General features: G+C 69.4%; 17 protein-coding genes. 8 read left to right on the forward strand and 9 right to left on the reverse strand.

Features of this window, described 5'->3' with window-relative positions; translation table 11 throughout:
* Positions 1–552 precede the first annotated feature (552 nt).
* The 3 genes from DEJ51_RS27165 to DEJ51_RS27175 all read right to left on the reverse strand — a co-directional run bounded on the left by DEJ51_RS27165 (position 553) and on the right by DEJ51_RS27175 (position 4,021).
* Positions 553–2,010, reverse strand: coding sequence for a catalase (locus DEJ51_RS27165; RefSeq protein ID WP_150260215.1), 1,458 nt, complete (start codon positions 2,008–2,010; stop codon positions 553–555).
* Positions 2,011–2,221: 211 nt separating this feature from the next.
* Complete coding sequence (locus tag DEJ51_RS27170; RefSeq protein WP_150260216.1) at positions 2,222–3,112, reverse strand: 2-hydroxy-3-oxopropionate reductase; 891 nt, start codon at positions 3,110–3,112, stop codon at positions 2,222–2,224.
* 75 nt (positions 3,113–3,187) lie between these two features.
* Positions 3,188–4,021, reverse strand: a complete 834-nt coding sequence (locus DEJ51_RS27175) for a TIM barrel protein (protein ID WP_150260217.1) — start codon at positions 4,019–4,021, stop codon at positions 3,188–3,190.
* 125 nt (positions 4,022–4,146) lie between these two features.
* Here DEJ51_RS27175 and DEJ51_RS27180 point away from each other — a divergent pair, with 125 nt between their 5' ends.
* The 7 genes from DEJ51_RS27180 to DEJ51_RS27210 all read left to right on the forward strand — a co-directional run bounded on the left by DEJ51_RS27180 (position 4,147) and on the right by DEJ51_RS27210 (position 10,148).
* Positions 4,147–4,398 (forward strand): thiamine-binding protein, encoded by a 252-nt coding sequence (locus DEJ51_RS27180; protein ID WP_150260218.1) that lies wholly within the window; start codon positions 4,147–4,149, stop codon positions 4,396–4,398.
* Positions 4,395–4,793, forward strand: coding sequence for a helix-turn-helix domain-containing protein (locus DEJ51_RS27185; RefSeq protein WP_150260219.1), 399 nt, complete (start codon positions 4,395–4,397; stop codon positions 4,791–4,793). Before DEJ51_RS27180 ends, DEJ51_RS27185 begins: the two co-directional genes overlap by 4 nt.
* A gap of 154 nt (positions 4,794–4,947) precedes the next feature.
* Positions 4,948–5,463, forward strand: a complete 516-nt coding sequence (gene uraD / locus DEJ51_RS27190) for a 2-oxo-4-hydroxy-4-carboxy-5-ureidoimidazoline decarboxylase (RefSeq protein ID WP_150260220.1) — start codon at positions 4,948–4,950, stop codon at positions 5,461–5,463.
* 2 nt (positions 5,464–5,465) lie between these two features.
* Positions 5,466–5,858, forward strand: coding sequence for a hydroxyisourate hydrolase (gene uraH, locus DEJ51_RS27195; protein WP_150260221.1), 393 nt, complete (start codon positions 5,466–5,468; stop codon positions 5,856–5,858).
* Between the two features lies 1 nt (position 5,859).
* The gene (gene pucL, locus DEJ51_RS27200; RefSeq protein ID WP_150260222.1) at positions 5,860–6,783 is read left to right on the forward strand and encodes a factor-independent urate hydroxylase; all 924 of its coding nucleotides are present in this window, start codon (positions 5,860–5,862) and stop codon (positions 6,781–6,783) included.
* A 190-nt stretch (positions 6,784–6,973) separates the two neighbouring features.
* A complete protein-coding gene (locus DEJ51_RS27205; protein WP_150260223.1) occupies positions 6,974–8,377 on the forward strand; it encodes an 8-oxoguanine deaminase in 1,404 nt (467 codons plus the stop codon).
* Between the two features lie 379 nt (positions 8,378–8,756).
* Complete coding sequence (locus DEJ51_RS27210) at positions 8,757–10,148, forward strand: nucleobase:cation symporter-2 family protein (protein ID WP_150262180.1); 1,392 nt, start codon at positions 8,757–8,759, stop codon at positions 10,146–10,148.
* Between the two features lie 129 nt (positions 10,149–10,277).
* Here DEJ51_RS27210 and DEJ51_RS35765 read toward each other — a convergent pair whose 3' ends face one another.
* Positions 10,278–11,246: an MTH938/NDUFAF3 family protein gene (locus DEJ51_RS35765; protein WP_317852425.1), complete on the reverse strand. Its 969-nt coding sequence runs from the start codon at positions 11,244–11,246 to the stop codon at positions 10,278–10,280.
* Positions 11,247–11,376: 130 nt separating this feature from the next.
* On the opposite strand from DEJ51_RS35765, the gene DEJ51_RS27220 reads away from it, so the two are divergent.
* Positions 11,377–11,766, forward strand: coding sequence for a VOC family protein (locus tag DEJ51_RS27220; protein WP_150260224.1), 390 nt, complete (start codon positions 11,377–11,379; stop codon positions 11,764–11,766).
* A 56-nt stretch (positions 11,767–11,822) separates the two neighbouring features.
* Here DEJ51_RS27220 and DEJ51_RS27225 read toward each other — a convergent pair whose 3' ends face one another.
* The 5 genes from DEJ51_RS27225 to DEJ51_RS34680 form a co-directional block, all read right to left on the reverse strand.
* Positions 11,823–12,293: an SRPBCC family protein gene (locus tag DEJ51_RS27225; RefSeq protein ID WP_150260225.1), complete on the reverse strand. Its 471-nt coding sequence runs from the start codon at positions 12,291–12,293 to the stop codon at positions 11,823–11,825.
* 234 nt (positions 12,294–12,527) lie between these two features.
* Positions 12,528–13,655 (reverse strand): GDSL-type esterase/lipase family protein, encoded by a 1,128-nt coding sequence (locus DEJ51_RS27230; RefSeq protein ID WP_411757403.1) that lies wholly within the window; start codon positions 13,653–13,655, stop codon positions 12,528–12,530.
* Positions 13,656–14,001: 346 nt separating this feature from the next.
* Complete coding sequence (gene aceB / locus DEJ51_RS27235) at positions 14,002–15,621, reverse strand: malate synthase A (RefSeq protein WP_150260227.1); 1,620 nt, start codon at positions 15,619–15,621, stop codon at positions 14,002–14,004.
* 252 nt (positions 15,622–15,873) lie between these two features.
* Entirely contained in the window at positions 15,874–16,491 is a 618-nt protein-coding gene (locus tag DEJ51_RS27240; RefSeq protein WP_150260228.1) for an NTP transferase domain-containing protein, read from the reverse strand.
* Positions 16,452–16,640 carry a hypothetical protein gene (locus tag DEJ51_RS34680; RefSeq protein ID WP_190620666.1) on the reverse strand — a complete coding sequence of 63 codons (189 nt, stop codon included), beginning with the start codon at positions 16,638–16,640 and terminating at the stop codon, positions 16,452–16,454. Before DEJ51_RS34680 ends, DEJ51_RS27240 begins: the two co-directional genes overlap by 40 nt.
* Positions 16,641–16,652: the final 12 nt, after the last annotated feature.

Raw genomic sequence — 16,652 nt, forward strand, 5'->3', positions numbered from 1 at the left:
CGCAGGGTGCGACCGCGGTCGTCGGAGGAGGTCAGAGCTCCTGGGACCAGTACTGATCCTTGAAATTGCCGCAGGGGTACTGGAACGGCACCGCGCCGTTGTCGCCGCCCTGGACGACGAGACTATGCGGCCGATAGGTGTGTTGCATACCGGTATGCCAGGAACGGCAAAGCGCCGAGTCACGGGACCGTCCGTGACTCGGCGCTCTGGTTTGTTACCGCCCGACGGTGCGAGGCTGGCGCGACAGGACGTTCGCACCGCCGGGCGGAGTGTGTGGGGGAGGAGTTCTCCCGTTCCTGCAGGGGACTCTGTGCGTAGCCCCTGGAGGAAGAGGAGTGGCTGGGACCGTGGCGGGCGGGCGACGAGAACTCCGGCGTCGTCTCCCTCAGGTCAAGAGACGGGCCTCGGAACCCATTACCACCGCACTGGCTCGCACGCTCGCCACGGTCCTCGTCCTGCCCTCACCGTGTACCACCCCTCATCCGGGTCCACGGGTCGGGCTGAGCACCCGGGGCCTGACCTCCCGCCAGGCCCCCGGTACATCTGTGTGGCTCAGGCGTCGCGCAGGGCGCGCACGGCCTCCTCGACGCGACGGCCGTAGTCGGCGTCGGCGGCGTGGAAGTGAGCCAGGTTCTTCTCGATGACGTCTTCGAGGGTGACCTGGGAGAGGCCGCCGGCGATGTTCGCCACCAGGCGCTGCTTCTCGGCCTCCGACATCAGGCGGTAGAGCTCACCGGCCTGGAAGAAGTCGTCGTCCTTGGTGTGGGCCGGGGCCTCGTGGGTGCCCGTGTAGCCGGAGACGGCCTTCGGGGCGCCCAGCGCCAGACCGGTCTCGGCCGGACCCTGGTACGAGTTGGGCTCGTAGTTCTTGTCGTGGCGCGAGCCGTTGCGCAGCGCCATGACACCGTCGCGGCCGTAGTTGTCGGCCTTCGTCGCCTTCGGGGCGTTGACCGGCAGCAGGGTGTGGTTCACACCGAGGCGGTAGCGCTGGGCGTCGGCGTACGCGAACAGACGGCCCTGGAGCATCTTGTCCGGCGAGGCGGTGATGCCCGGGACGAAGTTGTTCGGGGAGAAGGCGGACTGCTCGACCTCGGCGAAGACGTTGTCCGGGTTGCGGTCGAGGACCAGACGGCCCACGCGCTGCAGCGGGTAGTCGGCGTGCGGCCACACCTTGGTGAGGTCGAACGGGTTGAAGCGGTAGTCCGCGGCCTCGGCGGCCGGCATGATCTGCACGTACAGGGTCCACGAGGGGTTCACACCGCGCTCGATGGCCTGCAGCAGGTCGGTCTGGTGCGAGTTCGCGTCCTTGCCGACCAGCTCGGCGGCCTGCTCGCCCGAGAGGCTGCGGATGCCCTGGTTCGTCTTGAAGTGGTACTTGACGAAGAAGGCCTCGCCCTGCTCGTTCGTCCACTGGTACGTGTGGGAGCCATAGCCGTTCATGTGACGGTACGACGCCGGGATGCCGCGGTCACCCATGAGCCAGGTGATCTGGTGCGTCGCCTCGGGGGCGTGCGCCCAGAAGTCCCAGACGTTGTCCGGCTCCTGCTTGCCCGTGAAGGGGTCGCGCTTCTGGGAGTGGATGAAGTCGGGGAACTTGATCGGGTCCTTGATGAAGAACACCGGGGTGTTGTTGCCGACGAGGTCGTAGTTGCCCTCTTCGGTGTAGAACTTGAGGGCGAAGCCGCGGGGGTCGCGGACCGCGTCCGCGCCGCCGAGCGAGTCGGCGACGGTGGAGAAGCGCAGGAAGGTCTCGGTCTTCTTGCCGACCGTGTTCAGGAACGCGGCGCTGGTGTAGGCGGTGACGTCGTCGGTCACCTCGAAGTAGCCGTACGCGGCCGAGCCGCGGGCGTGCACCACGCGCTCCGGGATGCGCTCGCGGTTGAAGCGGGCGAGCTTCTCCAGAAGCTGCTGGTCCTGGACCAGCAGCGGGCCACCGACGCCGGCGGTGGCGGAGTTCTGATTGTCGGCGACCGGGGCGCCGGACTCGGTCGTCAGCGTGCGCTTCGACATGGTGACCTTCCGTACGGGGTAACTGCTGACGGAAAGCGTCTTCCGTCATGCGGAACAGCCTAAATTCGGCGAGAACTAAACGTCAACAGTTTGTTGAACGAAGTTGAAGGGTGAGTGGTGATCCGGACGGCGCCGGCGCTTGGGCGCGACAGGACAGGTGTCAGCACCGGCGCCATCCGGAAACTCAGGTCCCCTTTAGGGGGGGGCGGGCTCAGATCTGAGCGCCGGAGAGGCGCTCGACGGCACGGAGCAGGGCCGAGTGGTCCAGGCCGCCGTCGCCCTGGGCGCGCAGCGAGGCGACCAGCTGGGCGACGACCGCGCCGACCGGGAGGGCCGCACCGACGTTGCGGGCGGCGTCGGTGACGATGCCCATGTCCTTGTGGTGCAGGTCGATCCGGAAACCGGGCTTGAAGTCGCGGTTCAGGAAGTTGTCCTTCTTGCGGGTCAGGACCGTGGAGCCGGCCAGACCGCCGTTGAGGACGTCCAGGGCGGCGGTGAGGTTCACGCCGGACTTCTCCAGGAAGACCACGGCCTCGGCGCACGCCTGGATGTTCACCGCGACGATGAGCTGGTTGGCGGCCTTCACCGTCTGGCCGGAGCCGTGCGGACCGCACAGGACGATGACCTTGCCGAGGGCCTCCAGGACCGGCAGGGCCTCGTCGAAGTCGGCCTGCTCGCCACCCACCATGATCGACAGGACGGCCTCGATGGCGCCGGCCTCGCCACCGGACACCGGGGCGTCGATGACGCGGATGCCCTTGGCGGCGGCGTTCTTCGCGAGGTCGATCGAGGTCTGCGGGGTGATCGACGACATGTCGATGATCAGCGCACCGGACTTCGCGTTCTCCAGGATGCCGTTCTCACCGTAGGAGATGGCCTCGACCTGCGGGGAGGCGGGCACCATCGTGATGACGACGTCGGCGTCCTTGACGGCCTCGGCGATCGAGCCGGCCGCGGTGCCGCCGGCGGCGGCCAGACGGTCCAGCTTGTCCTGCTCCAGGGTGAAGCCGGTGACCGAGTAGCCGGCCTTCAGGAGGTTCTCGGCCATGGGGGAGCCCATGATTCCGAGACCGATCCAGGCAATCTTGGGGAGGGTGCTCATGATGAGGGTCCTTCTCTTAATGCTTCGTACGAAAAGTGCGTGAGGTGCCTGGCTGATCGCCCGGACTTGGTCCGCCTACTTCGCGGCGCGGGCCCCGGCCGGCAGCCACGCGAAGGAGGCGGCGGCGTCGGCGGCCTTGTACTCCAGGCCTACGTAGCCCTCGTATCCGGCCTTCTTCAGCTGGTCGAGCAGCTCTTCGAGGGGCAGCTCACCGGTGCCGGGGGCACCGCGGCCCGGCTTGTCCGCGATCTGGACGTGCCCGGTCTTGGCGGCGTACTTTTCGATGATTTCGGAGAGGTCCTCATCGTTCATCGCCAGGTGGTACAGGTCGAGCAGGAACTTGGCGTTGCCGAGGCCGGTGGCCTCGTTCACCTTGTCCACGACCTCGATGCCGGCCGGCGCGCTCACCAGCGGGTAGAGCGGCGACTCGGGCTTGTTGAGGGTCTCGATCAGGAGGATCGCGCCGACGCGGTCCGCGGCCCGGGCCGCCACGACCAGGTTCTTCAGCGCGAGCTCGTCCTGAACGGCCGGCTCCACGCCTTCGACGCGGTTGCCGTACAGGGCGTTCAGCGCCTTGCAGCCCACCGAGGCCGCGAAGTCCGCGGCCACGTTGATGTTGGCGTTGAAGCGCTCCGACTCCTCACCGGGTACCGAGACCGCGCCGCGGTCCGGGCCCGGCAGCTGGCCGGCGTAGAAGTTCAGTCCCACCAGCTGGGTGCCGGCGTCCTCAAGAGCCTTCTTGAGGGCGTCGAGCTCCGACTGTGCGGGGGTGGGGGTCTCGATCCAGGGCCACCACAGCTCGACCGCCGTGAAGCCCGCCGCGGCGGCGGCCGCGGGGCGCTCCAGGAGCGGGAGTTCCGTGAAGAGGATCGACAGGTTCACATCGAAGCGCTGGTCCGTGTATCCCATGAGGGGTGTGCGCTCCTTCCGTATTGCGGAAGTTATTTTCTGCTTGATGGAAGACTGCATGGGGTTCCGCGTGGATGTCAAGTGCGGACTCCCGGAAAATCCTGACCGCGGGGTAGCTTGACGACGTGCGATTGAGAGTGGAGTTCACGACCGAGCCCTTCGATCTGGAAGAGGCTCCTGCCCATGCCGTGGCGGCCCGCGAGGTCATCCAGAAGGCCCAGCTGGACGCGGTGGACGTCGGTCCGTTCGGCAACACCGCCGAGGGTGAGGCCGACCGGGTGCTGGCCGCGGTGGGGGCGCTGCTGCGCGACTCCCTGGAGGCCGGCGCCACGCGTGTCTCGCTCCAGGTCAACGTGATCGGGGAGGAGGTGTCATGACCGAGCCCCGCGACCATCCCTTCGTCACCGCGGTCAAGCCGCTGGTGGACGCCATGGGCGGCGAGCTGATGGATCCCGCCCTGGCGCAGCCCGACGACGTCGTCCTCGCCTGGGAGGGTCAGGACGTGCTGGCCGTGCGCCTGCCGCAGCTCTCGGACTCGCTGGATCACATCCTGGCCGCCCTGGAGCGCCGGTACGGCGTACCGTTGGCCCAGCTCGACCGGAAGACCAAGCAGGACGTCGTGCGGATACTGGAGGCGCGGGGCGCCTTCTCCGTGCGGCACGGCGTGGAAACGGTCGCGGGCGCCCTGGGCGTCAGCCGCTTCACCGTCTACAACTACCTGAACCGGGATGCGGGCGCCCCCAAGCGGACGGGCAGGGGCAGCCAGGAGTGAAGGCAGCCTGACCCACGGTGACGAGCCGCCGCCCAATTCACCCGGGCGGCGGCTTTTGTGTACGGGAAGTTTCAACAAAGTGTTGACGCCGTGTTGTCGAGGGCGTTAGCTATGCGCAGCCCGTCAAAGCAACAACAGGCCACGGAGGCCTACCGTGACTTCGAGTCCGACCCCGGGTCTCACCCGGTTCAACACCTTGGACGACAGCGCGGCCACGGCCGAGCTGCACGAGGTCTGCGCCAGTTCGGCGTGGGGGAGCAAGATGCTCGCCCAGCGCCCCTTCGCCACCGCAGAGTCCCTGTTCGCCGCGAACGAAGCCGCCATGGCGGAGCTCACCGCGGAGGACCTGGGCGAAGCGATGGGAGGCCACGCGCCGATCGGCCGGCCGAAGCCGGGAGACCCGACCTCCGCCCGCGAGCAGCGTGGCATGGCCGGCGCCTCGGAGGAGCTCAAGAACGAGCTCCTCGAACTGAACCTGGCCTACCAGGACAAGTTCGGCCACGTCTTCCTCATCTGCGCCACCGGTGCGACCGGTGAGTTCATGCGTGACGCGGTCAAGGTCCGGATCGACAACTCGCCGGAGCAGGAGCGGGAGATCGCCCGCGGCGAGCTCGTCAAGATCAACAAGATCCGTCTCACCCGCCTCGTCGAACTCGCAGAAGGAGCGTGACCATGAGCACCGAGACCACGGCGTCGGTGTCCACGCACATCCTGGACACCAGCATCGGCAAGCCCGCCGAGGGCGTCGCCATCTCCCTGTCGGCCCGTACGGGCCTCGACGGGCAGTGGACGGCCCTGGGCGGCTCCGCCACGGATGCGGACGGGCGCTGCAAGGATCTGCCGGCGCTGCCGGAAGGCACCACACACGTGCGTCTCGACTTCGAGACCGAGACGTACTTCTCCAAGAAGCAAGCCGCCGAGGCACAGCAGGACGCCCCCCGCGTAAGGGACAGCGGTCCGTTCTTCCCCGAGGTCACCATCACCTTCGCGGTGAACCCGGGCGAGCACTACCACGTACCGCTGCTGCTCAACCCGTTCGGCTACTCCGTTTACCGAGGGAGCTAGCATGGCCACCATTCTGGGCCAGAACCAGTACGGCAAAGCAGAGAACCGCGTAGTCAAGATCACGCGGGACGGCGACACCCACCACATCAAGGACCTGAACGTCTCGGTCGCCCTCTCCGGCGACATGGACGACGTCCACTACAACGGCTCGAACGCCAACTGCCTTCCGACGGACACCACCAAGAACACGGTGTACGCGTTCGCCAAGGAGTACGGCATCGAGTCCGCCGAGCAGTTCGGCATCCACCTGGCGCGCTGGTTCGTCACCAGCCAGGAGCCGATCAAGCGCGCGCGCATCCGGATCGAGGAGTACGCCTGGGACCGGATCGCCAGCTCGGACGCCAACTCCAAGTTCATCGGCTCCGACGAGGTGAACCACTCCTTCGTCCGCCAGGGCATGGAGACCCGCGTCACCCAGATCACGTACGACGGCACGAACTGGGAGGTCGTCTCCGGCCTCAAGGACCTCGTCGTCATGAACTCCACGAACTCCGAGTTCTGGGGTTACGTGAAGGACAAGTACACGACGCTGAAGGAGGCCTACGACCGCATCCTGGCCACCCAGGTGTCGGCCCGCTGGCGCTTCAACTGGTCGGACGACGAGCAGCGGATGCCCAACTGGGAGAAGTCCTACGCCGAGGTCCGCAAGCACATGCTCCAGGCCTTCGCGGAGACCTACTCCCTGTCGCTGCAGCAGACCCTGTACCAGATGGGTTCGCGCATCATCAACCACCGTTCCGAGATCGACGAGGTCCGCTTCTCGCTCCCGAACAAGCACCACTTCCTCGTCGACCTGGAGCCCTTCGGCCTCAAGAACGACAACGAGGTGTACTTCGCCGCGGACCGTCCCTACGGTCTGATCGAGGCCACCGTGCTCCGGGACGGCGTCGACGCCCGTATCCCCGTGGACATGACCAACCTCTGACGCGGTGCGCGCGTCCCGGGGCCCCGCAGTGGCCCCGGGACCGTGCGACACGCCTCAGCTTCCTGAATCGGCACCCGGACGTATCACACGGGGCGGCAGTACTGTCAGCTGTCAAGGCCCCCGGCTCCGGCACTCAATCCTCCAGGGTCTTGCCGTGCCCGCACCGCCACTGAAAGCACGAGGAAGTCCCATGGCAGCAACGGCAGCCCATGACGGTGCCCCCCAGCGCATCGTCATCGAGAACTGTGCGATCGCGACCGTCGATGCGAACGACACCGAGTACGCCTCGGGTCACCTCGTCATCGCCGGTAACCGGATCGAGTCCATCGGCGCGGGCAACGCCCCCGAGAACCTCGACAACGTGGTCCGCCGGATCGACGGCACCGGGCACCTCGTGACCCCCGGCCTGGTCAACACCCACCACCACTTCTACCAGTGGATCACGCGTGGCCTGGCCACCGACCACAACCTCTTCAACTGGCTGGTCGCGCTGTACCCGACGTGGGCGCGCATCGACGAGCAGATGACGTACACGGCCGCGCAGGGCTCCCTCGCCGCGATGGCCAAGGGCGGTGTGACCACCGCGATGGACCACCACTACGTCTTCCCCAAGGGCTCCGGCGACCTGTCCGGCTCGATCATCCGCGCCGCGTCCGAGATGGGCGTCCGCTTCACCCTCGCCCGCGGCTCCATGGACCGCAGCGAGAAGGACGGCGGCCTGCCCCCGGACCACGCCGTCGAGACCCTCGAAGGCGCGCTCGCCGACACCGAGGCGACCGTCAAGAAGTTCCACGACGCCTCCTTCGACTCGATGACCCAGGTCGCCGTCGCCCCCTGCTCCCCCTTCTCGGTCTCCACCGAGCTGCTCAAGCAGGGCGCCGAGCTGGCCCGCCGCCTCGGTGTGCGCATGCACACGCACGGCAGCGAGACGGTCGAGGAGGAGAAGTTCTGCCACGAGCTCTTCGGCATGGGCCCGACCGACTACTTCGAGTCGACCGGCTGGCTCGGCGAGGACGTGTGGATGGCGCACAGCGTCCACATGAACGACTCCGACATCGCCGCGTTCGCCCGCACCAGGACCGGTGTCGCGCACTGCCCGTCCTCCAACGCCCGTCTGGCCGCCGGCATCGCCCGCGTCCCGGACATGCTCGCCGCCGGTGTCCCGGTCGGCCTCGGCGTGGACGGCACCGCCTCCAACGAGTCCGGTGAGCTGCACACCGAGCTGCGCAACGCGCTGCTGATCAACCGTCTGAACCCGGTCCACCGCGAGCGCGCCCTGACCGCGCGCCAGGCCCTGCGCCTCGGTACGTACGGTGGCGCCCAGGTCCTCGGCCGTGCCGACAACATCGGTTCGCTGGAGGCCGGCAAGTGCGCCGACCTGGTGCTGTGGAACGTGAGCACCTTCCTGCACTCCTCGATCGCCGACCCGGTCACCGCGCTGGTCTTCGGCGCGGCCGCCCCGGTCACCGCGTCGTTCGTCAACGGCAAGCAGATCGTCGAGAACAACCGCCTCCTCTTCGCCGACGAGGACGCCATCGCCGTGTCCACGCGGGAAGAGGCCCAGCGCCTCGCGCGGATCTCCGCGCAGGCCTGAACCCACGGAGTCCGGCCGGGGGGGACGGCCCCCGGCCGGCGGCCGCGGACCCGAGCGGGGTCCGTGGGCAGCCGTTCCCGGGGAGCGCCTGAGGAAGACCGAAGGCGCCCCGGGAGCGGTGACTCGTGCAACCATGCCCCGCTGCGCGCGCGTCGCGCCCCGGGGCGTGTCGTTCGGACCACGAACCGGTCCGGCTCGCTCCTGCCGGTCCGAAACCGCACCACAGCGCGGAACCGATGATCGGGCGAATCGTTTCCGCACCCCTTGGGACAAGTATTCGCACCACCCACAACCGCATACCGGCTCGACTCGCACCGCTTTCGCACCACCTCCAAGACACCACGTCCCTGCCGGCGTGTTCAACCGAACGGAGGAAGCCGTGGCCCAGGCGCCCAGGTTTCGCAAAGATGCAGTCGCAGTACCGGAGGCAAAGCATCCGGTCGATGAGACCCTGCCTCCGCTGAAGATGTTCACGAGCGGCCTGCAGCACGTGGCCGCCATGTACGCGGGTGTCGTCGCCCCGCCCATGATCGTCGGCCCCGCCGTCGGACTCTCTGCCACCGAGACCGCCTTCCTGATGGGCGCCTCGCTCTTCACCGCGGGGCTCGCCACCCTCCTGCAGACCCTCGGGTTCTGGAAGATCGGCGCCAAGCTCCCCTTCGTCAACGGCGTCTCCTTCGCCGGCGTGACCCCGATGATCGCGATAGGCAAGGGGGAGGGGGAGAACGCCATCCCCGTCATCTTCGGCGCGATCATCGTCGCCGGGATCGTCGGCTTCTTCGCCGCCCCCTACTTCGGCAAACTCGTCCGCTTCTTCCCGCCGGTCGTGACGGGCACGGTCATCACCCTCATCGGCGTCTCGCTCCTGCCCGTCGCCTTCAACTGGTCGCAGGGCGGCAACCGTACCGCCACCGACTACGGCTCCATGCGCAACATCGGCATGGCAGCCGCAACCCTGGTGATCGTCCTGCTGATGCGCAAGTTCCTGCGGGGCTTCCTCCAGCAGATATCCATCCTGCTCGGCCTGGTCGCCGGCACGCTCATCGCCCTCCCCCTCGGCATGACCAGCTTCGACGCCGTCAGGAACGCGTCCGTGGTCGGCTTCCCGACCCCCTTCCACTTCGGCGCTCCGCAGTTCCAGGTCGCGGCCGTCGTCTCGATGTGCATCGTCATGCTGGTCTGCATGACCGAGTCCACCGCCGACATCCTGGCGCTCGGCAAGATCGTCGGCCGTCCGGCGGACGCGAGGACCATCGAGGGCGGCCTGCGCGCCGACACCCTGGGCAGCGCGATCAGCCCGCTGTTCAACGGGTTCATGTGCAGCGCCTTCGCCCAGAACATCGGGCTGGTCGCCATGACCAAGGTGCGCAGCCGCTTCGTCGTCGCCGCGGGCGGCGGGATCCTCATCCTGCTCGGCCTGTGCCCGATGGCGGCCTCCGTCATCGGCGTGGTCCCCCTGCCGGTCCTCGGCGGAGCCGGCATCGTCCTCTTCGGCTCGGTCGCGGCCAGCGGTATCCAGACCCTGGCCGGGGCGGCCATGGAGAAGGGCGAGAACGCCCTGATCGTCGCCGCCTCCGTGGGCATCGGCCTGATCCCGATCGCCGCGCCGGACTTCTACCACGCCTTCCCGAAGGACCTGCTGGTCGTCCTCGACTCCGGCATCAGCACCGGGTGCGTGGTGGCCATCCTGCTGAACCTGGCCTTCAACCACCTCGGCGCCAGGAAGGGCGCGGCCTCGGGGGCCGCGGCGGATCCGGTACCGGTGCACTGAGGCTCGGCCCTGGCGGGTCCCGCCGGGTACGGGCCCGCCCGGTTCCGTCCGGGCGGCACGGCGGCGCGCACGCCACCCACTGCGGGTGTGGCGTGCGCGCCGCCGTGTCCGTGTCTTGGTCCGGGCCGTTCAGCAGGTCGAGTGGAACAGACCGCCGACCCGGCCGTCCCGCGCCAGCCGGTTGTAGATCTCCACGGCCTCGGCCGTCTCCGCCACGTGTGCCTCGACCCCGGCCGCCCGCAGGGCCTCCAGCGTCTGCGGTACGACCCCGAGGCGCCCCTCCATGCCCCGGCTGAGCACCACCGCGGTCACCCCGCGGTCGAGGAGCTCGCGCACCTCCTGCGGTCCGATGCCGGGATCGTGCCGCGTACCGTGCTCGGACCAGTCCCAGGGCCGGCCCCCGCCCGGGTAGAGCCGGAAGTCCTTGCCGGGGGCGAGCCCTTCGGCCTCGATCCGGCCCCACGAGAGGTGTGTGATGCGCGGAGACCGGTCGGCGTCCAGAGCCGGCGCCTGCGGCTGCCACAGCATCAAGTTGCTCATCAGCTCGGCCTGTTCGATCGCGTCGTCAAGGGCGTGGTGCGTGTGGCGCCGCCGCGACAGCAGTTCGCGTGGCATCCGCCCCTTCACGGCGGCGCGCAGCGGCACCCTTGCCTTCGCCGCGTAGAGGGTCTTCATGTCCAGGCAGCCGGAGTGGCCGAAGGGGCTGTCCCCGCCGAACCTGATCAGGTACCAGTACAGGAACGTCCAGTCGAAGGGAGCCGGGTAGCCGCACATCACCGGCTGCGCCCCCGCCGACACCTCCCGGACCCAGGCGCGGAACTCGTCCATCGCCGCCGCCGGATCGGCGCCCTCGCGCACCAGGCGGTCGCGGTCCAGCCCGCTCACCGCCAGCGCCTCGGGTACGAACTCCTCGCTGACGGGCCGCAACTCCCGGTAGAAGGTCTGCTGTTCCGGATCGGCGGGTGTATACGAGGCGCCGTCCTGGCGGCCCGCGACCGAAGCCCCGAAGCTGATCATCGAATACGGTCCGGGAATCGGGCCGTCGGCCTCGATGTCGACGGAGATGTAGAGACTGGGACGTGTGCCACGGGCTGCCATGCGCCCGAGCATGCCAGCCGGCCGCCCGCCGATCACCCCCTTTTCCGCCGGGCCCCGGAGCGCGGAATCGACGCACGGCCGTCCCGGAGGGACCATGGGAAGCGGGGTGCCTCGGACCGAAGGAACAGCGATGTTCGAAAACAGCAGGGCATTCAGCGGATTCGCGGTCGACGACCTGGACCGGGCCAAGGAGTTCTACGGCACGACCCTCGGGCTGAGCGTCTCCGAGGACGCGGCGATGGGCCTGCTCCGCCTCGACCTCGCGGGCGGCACCACGGTCATGGTCTACCCCAAGGAGGACTACCGGCCCGCCACCTACACGATCTTGAACTTCCCCGTGGACGACGTCGAACGGGCCGTCGACGAGCTCACCGCGCGCGGTGTCGCGTTCGAGCGCTACGAGGGCTTCGAGGCGGACGCCAAGGGCATCGTGCACGGCGAGGAGGGCATGCCCACCATCGCCTGGTTCAAGGACCCCGCGGGCAACATCCTGTCGGTGCTGACGGCCCCCGCATCGTGACGGCGGCCCCCGGCCGCCCCCGGTCGGCCGGTCCCCCCGGACGCCCCGTCGGCCGGTCACCGGCGGGCCGCACCCGGGGGTGCCTGCGCACCGGCGTGCTCGCGAACCGCGATCCGGGCGAGCTTGGTCAGCATCATGCCGTTGCGGATGGCGACGAGGTAGTCCACGGGGAACCCGTGCATCCGGGTGCCGGGTCCCCGCAGGGGGTGCCAGTCGAGGGTGAACAGGGTGTTCTCGCCCCAGGGGGCCAGGTGCATGGCGATGCGCGCCGCACCGAAGGGTTCCGCCCGCGCTTCCAGTTCCAGACGGCGCTCCGGTTCGCACCGGCGGACGACGCACGTGTCGTCGAGGGTGAGAGGGCCGGAGCCGACCCGCACCCGGAGGCAGGCCCCCACCTGCGGCCAGTGCGGATCCGCGGCGAGGACCGCTTGGGTCCCGGTGACCCACTCGCCGTAGCGGTGGCCGTCGGACAGCAGGCGCCAGACCTCGGACGGCGTGCTCAAGATCAGGCGGCGGTTGCGGGCCACACCGATCACGCTCCCTCCGGATGCGGCGCGCCGCGTCGGGCCCGCGGTCCGTCACCCCGTCCGTCACTCCAGACTCGCGCCGCGAGGCCGCTCGCGCAGTCCCACTGACCCGAACGGGCCCCCGGACGGGCATCCCGACGGCCGCCGGACGGGCATCCCGACGGGCCCCGGACGGGCATCCGGATGGGCTCCACCGGGCGCCGCCTCGCCCGGTGGAGCCCGTACAGGGGCCTCCTAGGAGGCCGGGGTGAGGAACATGCCCGTGTGGTCCCCGCCCGCGGTGTTCTTGCAGCCGAAGCCGAAGCCGGAGCTCGCGGGCTGCGCGACCACCAGGGCCAGGCAGCGTCCCGCGGCCAGCTGGCCGTAGTAGTTCGGGTGCATGGACTCCTGGATCAGCCCCTGCGACTCGTTGTTGTCGATCCAGCGCGCCCACTCGCTCGTCTTCGCCGAGGCCGGCACGGTGGAACTCACCAGCTTGCTCGCCTTCGCGCACACCTCGCGGCCCTGCATCATGTCCCGCAGGTCCAGGAACTGCACGCCCTTGGCGGCCGCGACGCCCTTGATCCGGTTGGCTATCTGCGGCACGAGCGAGTCCCGCGCCCAGTCGGAGTCCCGGTTCCAGAAGGGGCAGCCGCCGGTGTTGAGGCGGCTCCAGTCGCTCTGCGTGTACCGGTTCTCCGCGCCGCGCGGGATCGGCGACGGGTAGGACTGGAGCACGATCCGGTACGAGGAGTCGGAGTACCCGGCCGCGCGCATCACGGCCCGGATCTCGTCCACGGACTTGCCGACCTTGCCCATGACCGCGTCGATCTTCTGGTCGACGCCGTACTGCTGGTCGTCGTAGCAGTACGAGTTCCAGAGGACGAAGTCGAGCGCGCAGTCCGTGATGATGTCGGCGAAACCGAGGTCGTTGCCGCCGATGGACAGGGCGATGACCTTGACGTTGTGGCTCGCCGCGACCGCCGCGAGCTGATCGGCCTGCGGGGCCTCGCCCTTGTAGGAGACACCGCCGTTCGACGCGCGGAACACGTTGTCCGAGACCGCCCCGGAACAGGCGAGGTTGACGGCGACGTCGGCGATCGCCCCGGCGCTGCGCACCTCGGCGGAGTCGGAGCGGTGGCATCCGCCGACGGTGGTCCCGTAGACCCTGGCGGGGTCGTAGGTGCTGCCGCTGACCCAGCCCCGGTCGGTGCCGTTGCGGCTGCCGCTGTTGGTCAGGCTGTTGCCCTTCCAGCGCCCGGCCTCGCCGGAGATGTAGCTGTCACCCATGGACACCACGGCGGTGGGTCCGGTGCCCGGGCTGGCGGCGGAGGTTCCGGCGCCGCCGGCCAGCAGCGCGCTGACGGCGAGCGGCACGACCATCGTGGCCCCGGCCAGCCGTCGCGCCCGGTTGCGGTTCCGGTCCTTGTTGACGTTGCGGAATCCGATCACTGCGGAACTCCTGCGTTCGGCCACGCCGAAGTCGGCGACGACTGTGTCGCGTGGCTGGGAAGTGGGGGTACCGCCGGCCGGTGGCATCGGAAAGGTGACACGGGCCCACTTGTTACCGCTAGGTACAGTCACGTTACGAACGAGTAACGACCGACCGGTCGTTCGGGAGCCGGTTCCTCCTGTTGTGGTACGCAAACGGCTCCGCCCCCGCGCCGTGAGGCGGCGGGGGCGGAGCCGGCGGGCTTCGGCCGCTGTGCGTTCCGGCCGGAGCCGGGTCTCAGCCGACCAGCTGGTCGTAGGCGGGGAGGGTCAGGAAGTCCGCGTAGTCCGCGTCCAGGGAGACCTGGAGCAGGAGGTCGTGGGCCTGCTTCCACTTGCCGGACGTGAAGGCCTCCTCGCCGACCTCGGCGCGGATGGCGGCCAGTTCCTCGGCCGCGATCTTGCGGGTCAGTTCGGCCGTGGCCGTCTCGCCGTTCTCGAACACGACGCCCGCGTTGATCCACTGCCAGATCTGCGAGCGCGAGATCTCGGCGGTGGCCGCGTCCTCCATCAGACCGAAGATGGCGACGGCGCCGAGGCCGCGCAGCCACGCCTCGATGTAGCGGATGCCGACCTGGACCGCGTTGCGCAGGCCCTCGTAAGTCGGCCTGGCGTCCAGGGAGTCGATCGCGATGAGCTCGCCGGGGGCCACCGAGACGTCCTCGCGCAGCCGGTCCTTCTGGTTCGGCTTCTCGCCGAGCACCGCGTCGAAGGAGGCCATCGCGATCGGGACCAGGTCGGGGTGGGCGACCCAGGAGCCGTCGAAGCCGTCTCCCGCCTCGCGGTCCTTGTCGGCCTTGACCTTCTCGAAGGCGACCTTGTTGACCTCGGCGTCCTTGCGGGACGGGATGAAGGCCGCCATGCCGCCGATGGCGTGCGCGCCGCGCTTGTGGCAGGTGCGGACCAGCAGTTCGGTGTAGGCGCGCATGAACGGAGCGGTCATCGTCACCGCGTTGCGGTCCGGCAGGACGAACTTCTCGCCGCCGTCACGGAAGTTCTTGACGATGGAGAAGAGGTAGTCCCAGCGGCCCGCGTTCAGGCCGGCCGCGTGGTCGCGCAGCTCGTAGAGGATCTCCTCCATCTCGTACGCGGCGGTGATCGTCTCGATGAGGACGGTCGCGCGGACGGTGCCCTGGGGGATGCCGACGTAGTCCTGGGCGAAGACGAAGATCTCGTTCCAGAGGCGGGCCTCCAGGTGCGACTCGGTCTTCGGCAGGTAGAAGTACGGGCCCTTGCCGAGGCCGATCAGCCGCTTGGCGTTGTGGAAGAAGTACAGGCCGAAGTCGACGAGCGAGCCGGAGGCCGGACCGCCCTCGAACTGCAGGTGACGCTCCTCCAGGTGCCAGCCGCGCGGCCGCATGACGACCGTGGCGAGCTCGTCGGCGGCCTTCAGCGCGTACGCCTTGCCGGTGCGCGGGTCGGTGAAGTCGATGCGGCGCTCGTAGGCGTCGATGAGGTTGAGCTGGCCGAGGACGACGTTCTCCCAGGTGGGAGCGGAGGCGTCCTCGAAGTCGGCGAGCCAGACCTTGGCGCCCGAGTTCAGGGCGTTGATGGTCATCTTGCGGTCCGTCGGACCGGTGATCTCCACGCGCCGGTCGTTCAGCGCGGCCGGGGCCGGCGCCACCTTCCAGTCGCCCTCGCGGACCTGTGCGGTGTCCGGGAGGAAGTCGAGGGTGGAGGTCCGGGCGATCTCGGCACGGCGCTCGGCGCGGCGGGCGAGGAGCTCGGCGCGGCGGGGGGCGAACCGCCGGTGGAGCTCGGCCACGAAGGCGAGGGCCGCTTCGGTGAGGACCTCGTCCTGCCGGGGCAGGGGCTCGGCGTCGACGATGGCCAGCGGGGACGGCGCTGGTGCGGACATATCTGTCACTCCTTCAGCGGCGGTGCCTGGCGGCCGCGGGGGAATGCTCGCGCGAGACGGCACGCAGTGCCGTCGGGTGTGGAGAGTTCCGGGATACGGTCGCGGGCGCCGTCTGGGGGTTCAGGGCGCTTCTGACCAGTGGATAGTAATTTCCTCATGGTGGAAGTTCAATGGTTTGTTGACGTCGAGATTCTCTGAGTCGACAGATTCCGCTTGCCCGTGGCCCTCAGTGCCATCACCGTTACACCGTGCTCAGAGGAGTCGTACCAGGTCGGGCGGGGTGTCGATGTCGAAGGCCTCCGCGATGTCGGAGCACTCCACCAGCATGAGCTCTCCGGCATGTCGCGCAAGATGCACCCGCGCGCCCTTGTCGCCGGTCGCCGTCGCGGCGATGTCGGCCCAGCGGTCCGCACCGAACAGCACCGGATGGCCGCGCTCCCCGCCGTACGCCGCCGCCACCAGGCTCGCCGGGGAGCGGTACGCCGCCAGGACCCGGGCCACCGCCGCCGCGCCGATGCCCGGCTGGTCCACCAGCGAGACCAGGGCCGCGCCCGCGCCCGTACCGGCGAGGGAGGCCAGGCCGGCCCGCAGCGAGGAGCCCATCCCCTGCGCCCAGTCCGGGTTGTCCACGACCACGCAGCCGGCCAGGTCCGCGCGCTCACGGACCTCGGCCGCCGACGCGCCGAGCACCACGTGCACCGGGCCGCAGCCCGCCTCGCGCAGCACCCGCACGGCGTTCTCGACCAGCGGGCGCCCGCGATAGGGGAGCAGGGCCTTGGGCCGGCCGCCGAGCCGGCGGCCGCCGCCCGCGGCCAGGAGCAGCCCCGCGATCAGGGGTGGACCGGAGTGTGTGGGGTGGTTGGCTGGCATGCCACCGATTCTCGCTCCTGCGCGCGGTCCTGCGACCGCCGTCCCAGGATGCGCCGTACGGAGGCCAGCCCGTCCCGGATCCGCAGCGGACGGGCGATCCGGTTCTCGGCGGCGGCCAGCCGCGCACGTTCGTCACGATCGGTCAGCATCGCGGGGATCTC

The organism is Streptomyces venezuelae (assembly GCF_008642275.1).
GTDB lineage: Bacteria > Actinomycetota > Actinomycetes > Streptomycetales > Streptomycetaceae > Streptomyces > Streptomyces venezuelae_E.

Bases quoted from the DNA above. Each gene is read 5' to 3' on its own strand.
- DEJ51_RS27230 (WP_411757403.1), bottom strand. From the start codon at position 13,655: ATGGTCGTGCCGCTCGCCGTCAGCGCGCTGCTGGCCGGCGGCGCCGGA.
- DEJ51_RS27205 (WP_150260223.1), top strand. From the start codon at position 6,974: ATGGCAGCAACGGCAGCCCATGACGGTGCCCCCCAGCGCATCGTCATC.
- DEJ51_RS27240 (WP_150260228.1), bottom strand. From the start codon at position 16,491: ATGCCAGCCAACCACCCCACACACTCCGGTCCACCCCTGATCGCGGGG.
- DEJ51_RS27165 (WP_150260215.1), bottom strand. From the start codon at position 2,010: ATGTCGAAGCGCACGCTGACGACCGAGTCCGGCGCCCCGGTCGCCGAC.
- uraH (WP_150260221.1), top strand. From the start codon at position 5,466: ATGAGCACCGAGACCACGGCGTCGGTGTCCACGCACATCCTGGACACC.
- DEJ51_RS27185 (WP_150260219.1), top strand. From the start codon at position 4,395: ATGACCGAGCCCCGCGACCATCCCTTCGTCACCGCGGTCAAGCCGCTG.
- DEJ51_RS34680 (WP_190620666.1), bottom strand. From the start codon at position 16,640: ATGCTGACCGATCGTGACGAACGTGCGCGGCTGGCCGCCGCCGAGAAC.
- DEJ51_RS27175 (WP_150260217.1), bottom strand. From the start codon at position 4,021: ATGGGATACACGGACCAGCGCTTCGATGTGAACCTGTCGATCCTCTTC.
- aceB (WP_150260227.1), bottom strand. From the start codon at position 15,621: ATGTCCGCACCAGCGCCGTCCCCGCTGGCCATCGTCGACGCCGAGCCC.
- DEJ51_RS27220 (WP_150260224.1), top strand. From the start codon at position 11,377: ATGTTCGAAAACAGCAGGGCATTCAGCGGATTCGCGGTCGACGACCTG.
- DEJ51_RS35765 (WP_317852425.1), bottom strand. From the start codon at position 11,246: ATGGCAGCCCGTGGCACACGTCCCAGTCTCTACATCTCCGTCGACATC.
- DEJ51_RS27170 (WP_150260216.1), bottom strand. From the start codon at position 3,112: ATGAGCACCCTCCCCAAGATTGCCTGGATCGGTCTCGGAATCATGGGC.
- pucL (WP_150260222.1), top strand. From the start codon at position 5,860: ATGGCCACCATTCTGGGCCAGAACCAGTACGGCAAAGCAGAGAACCGC.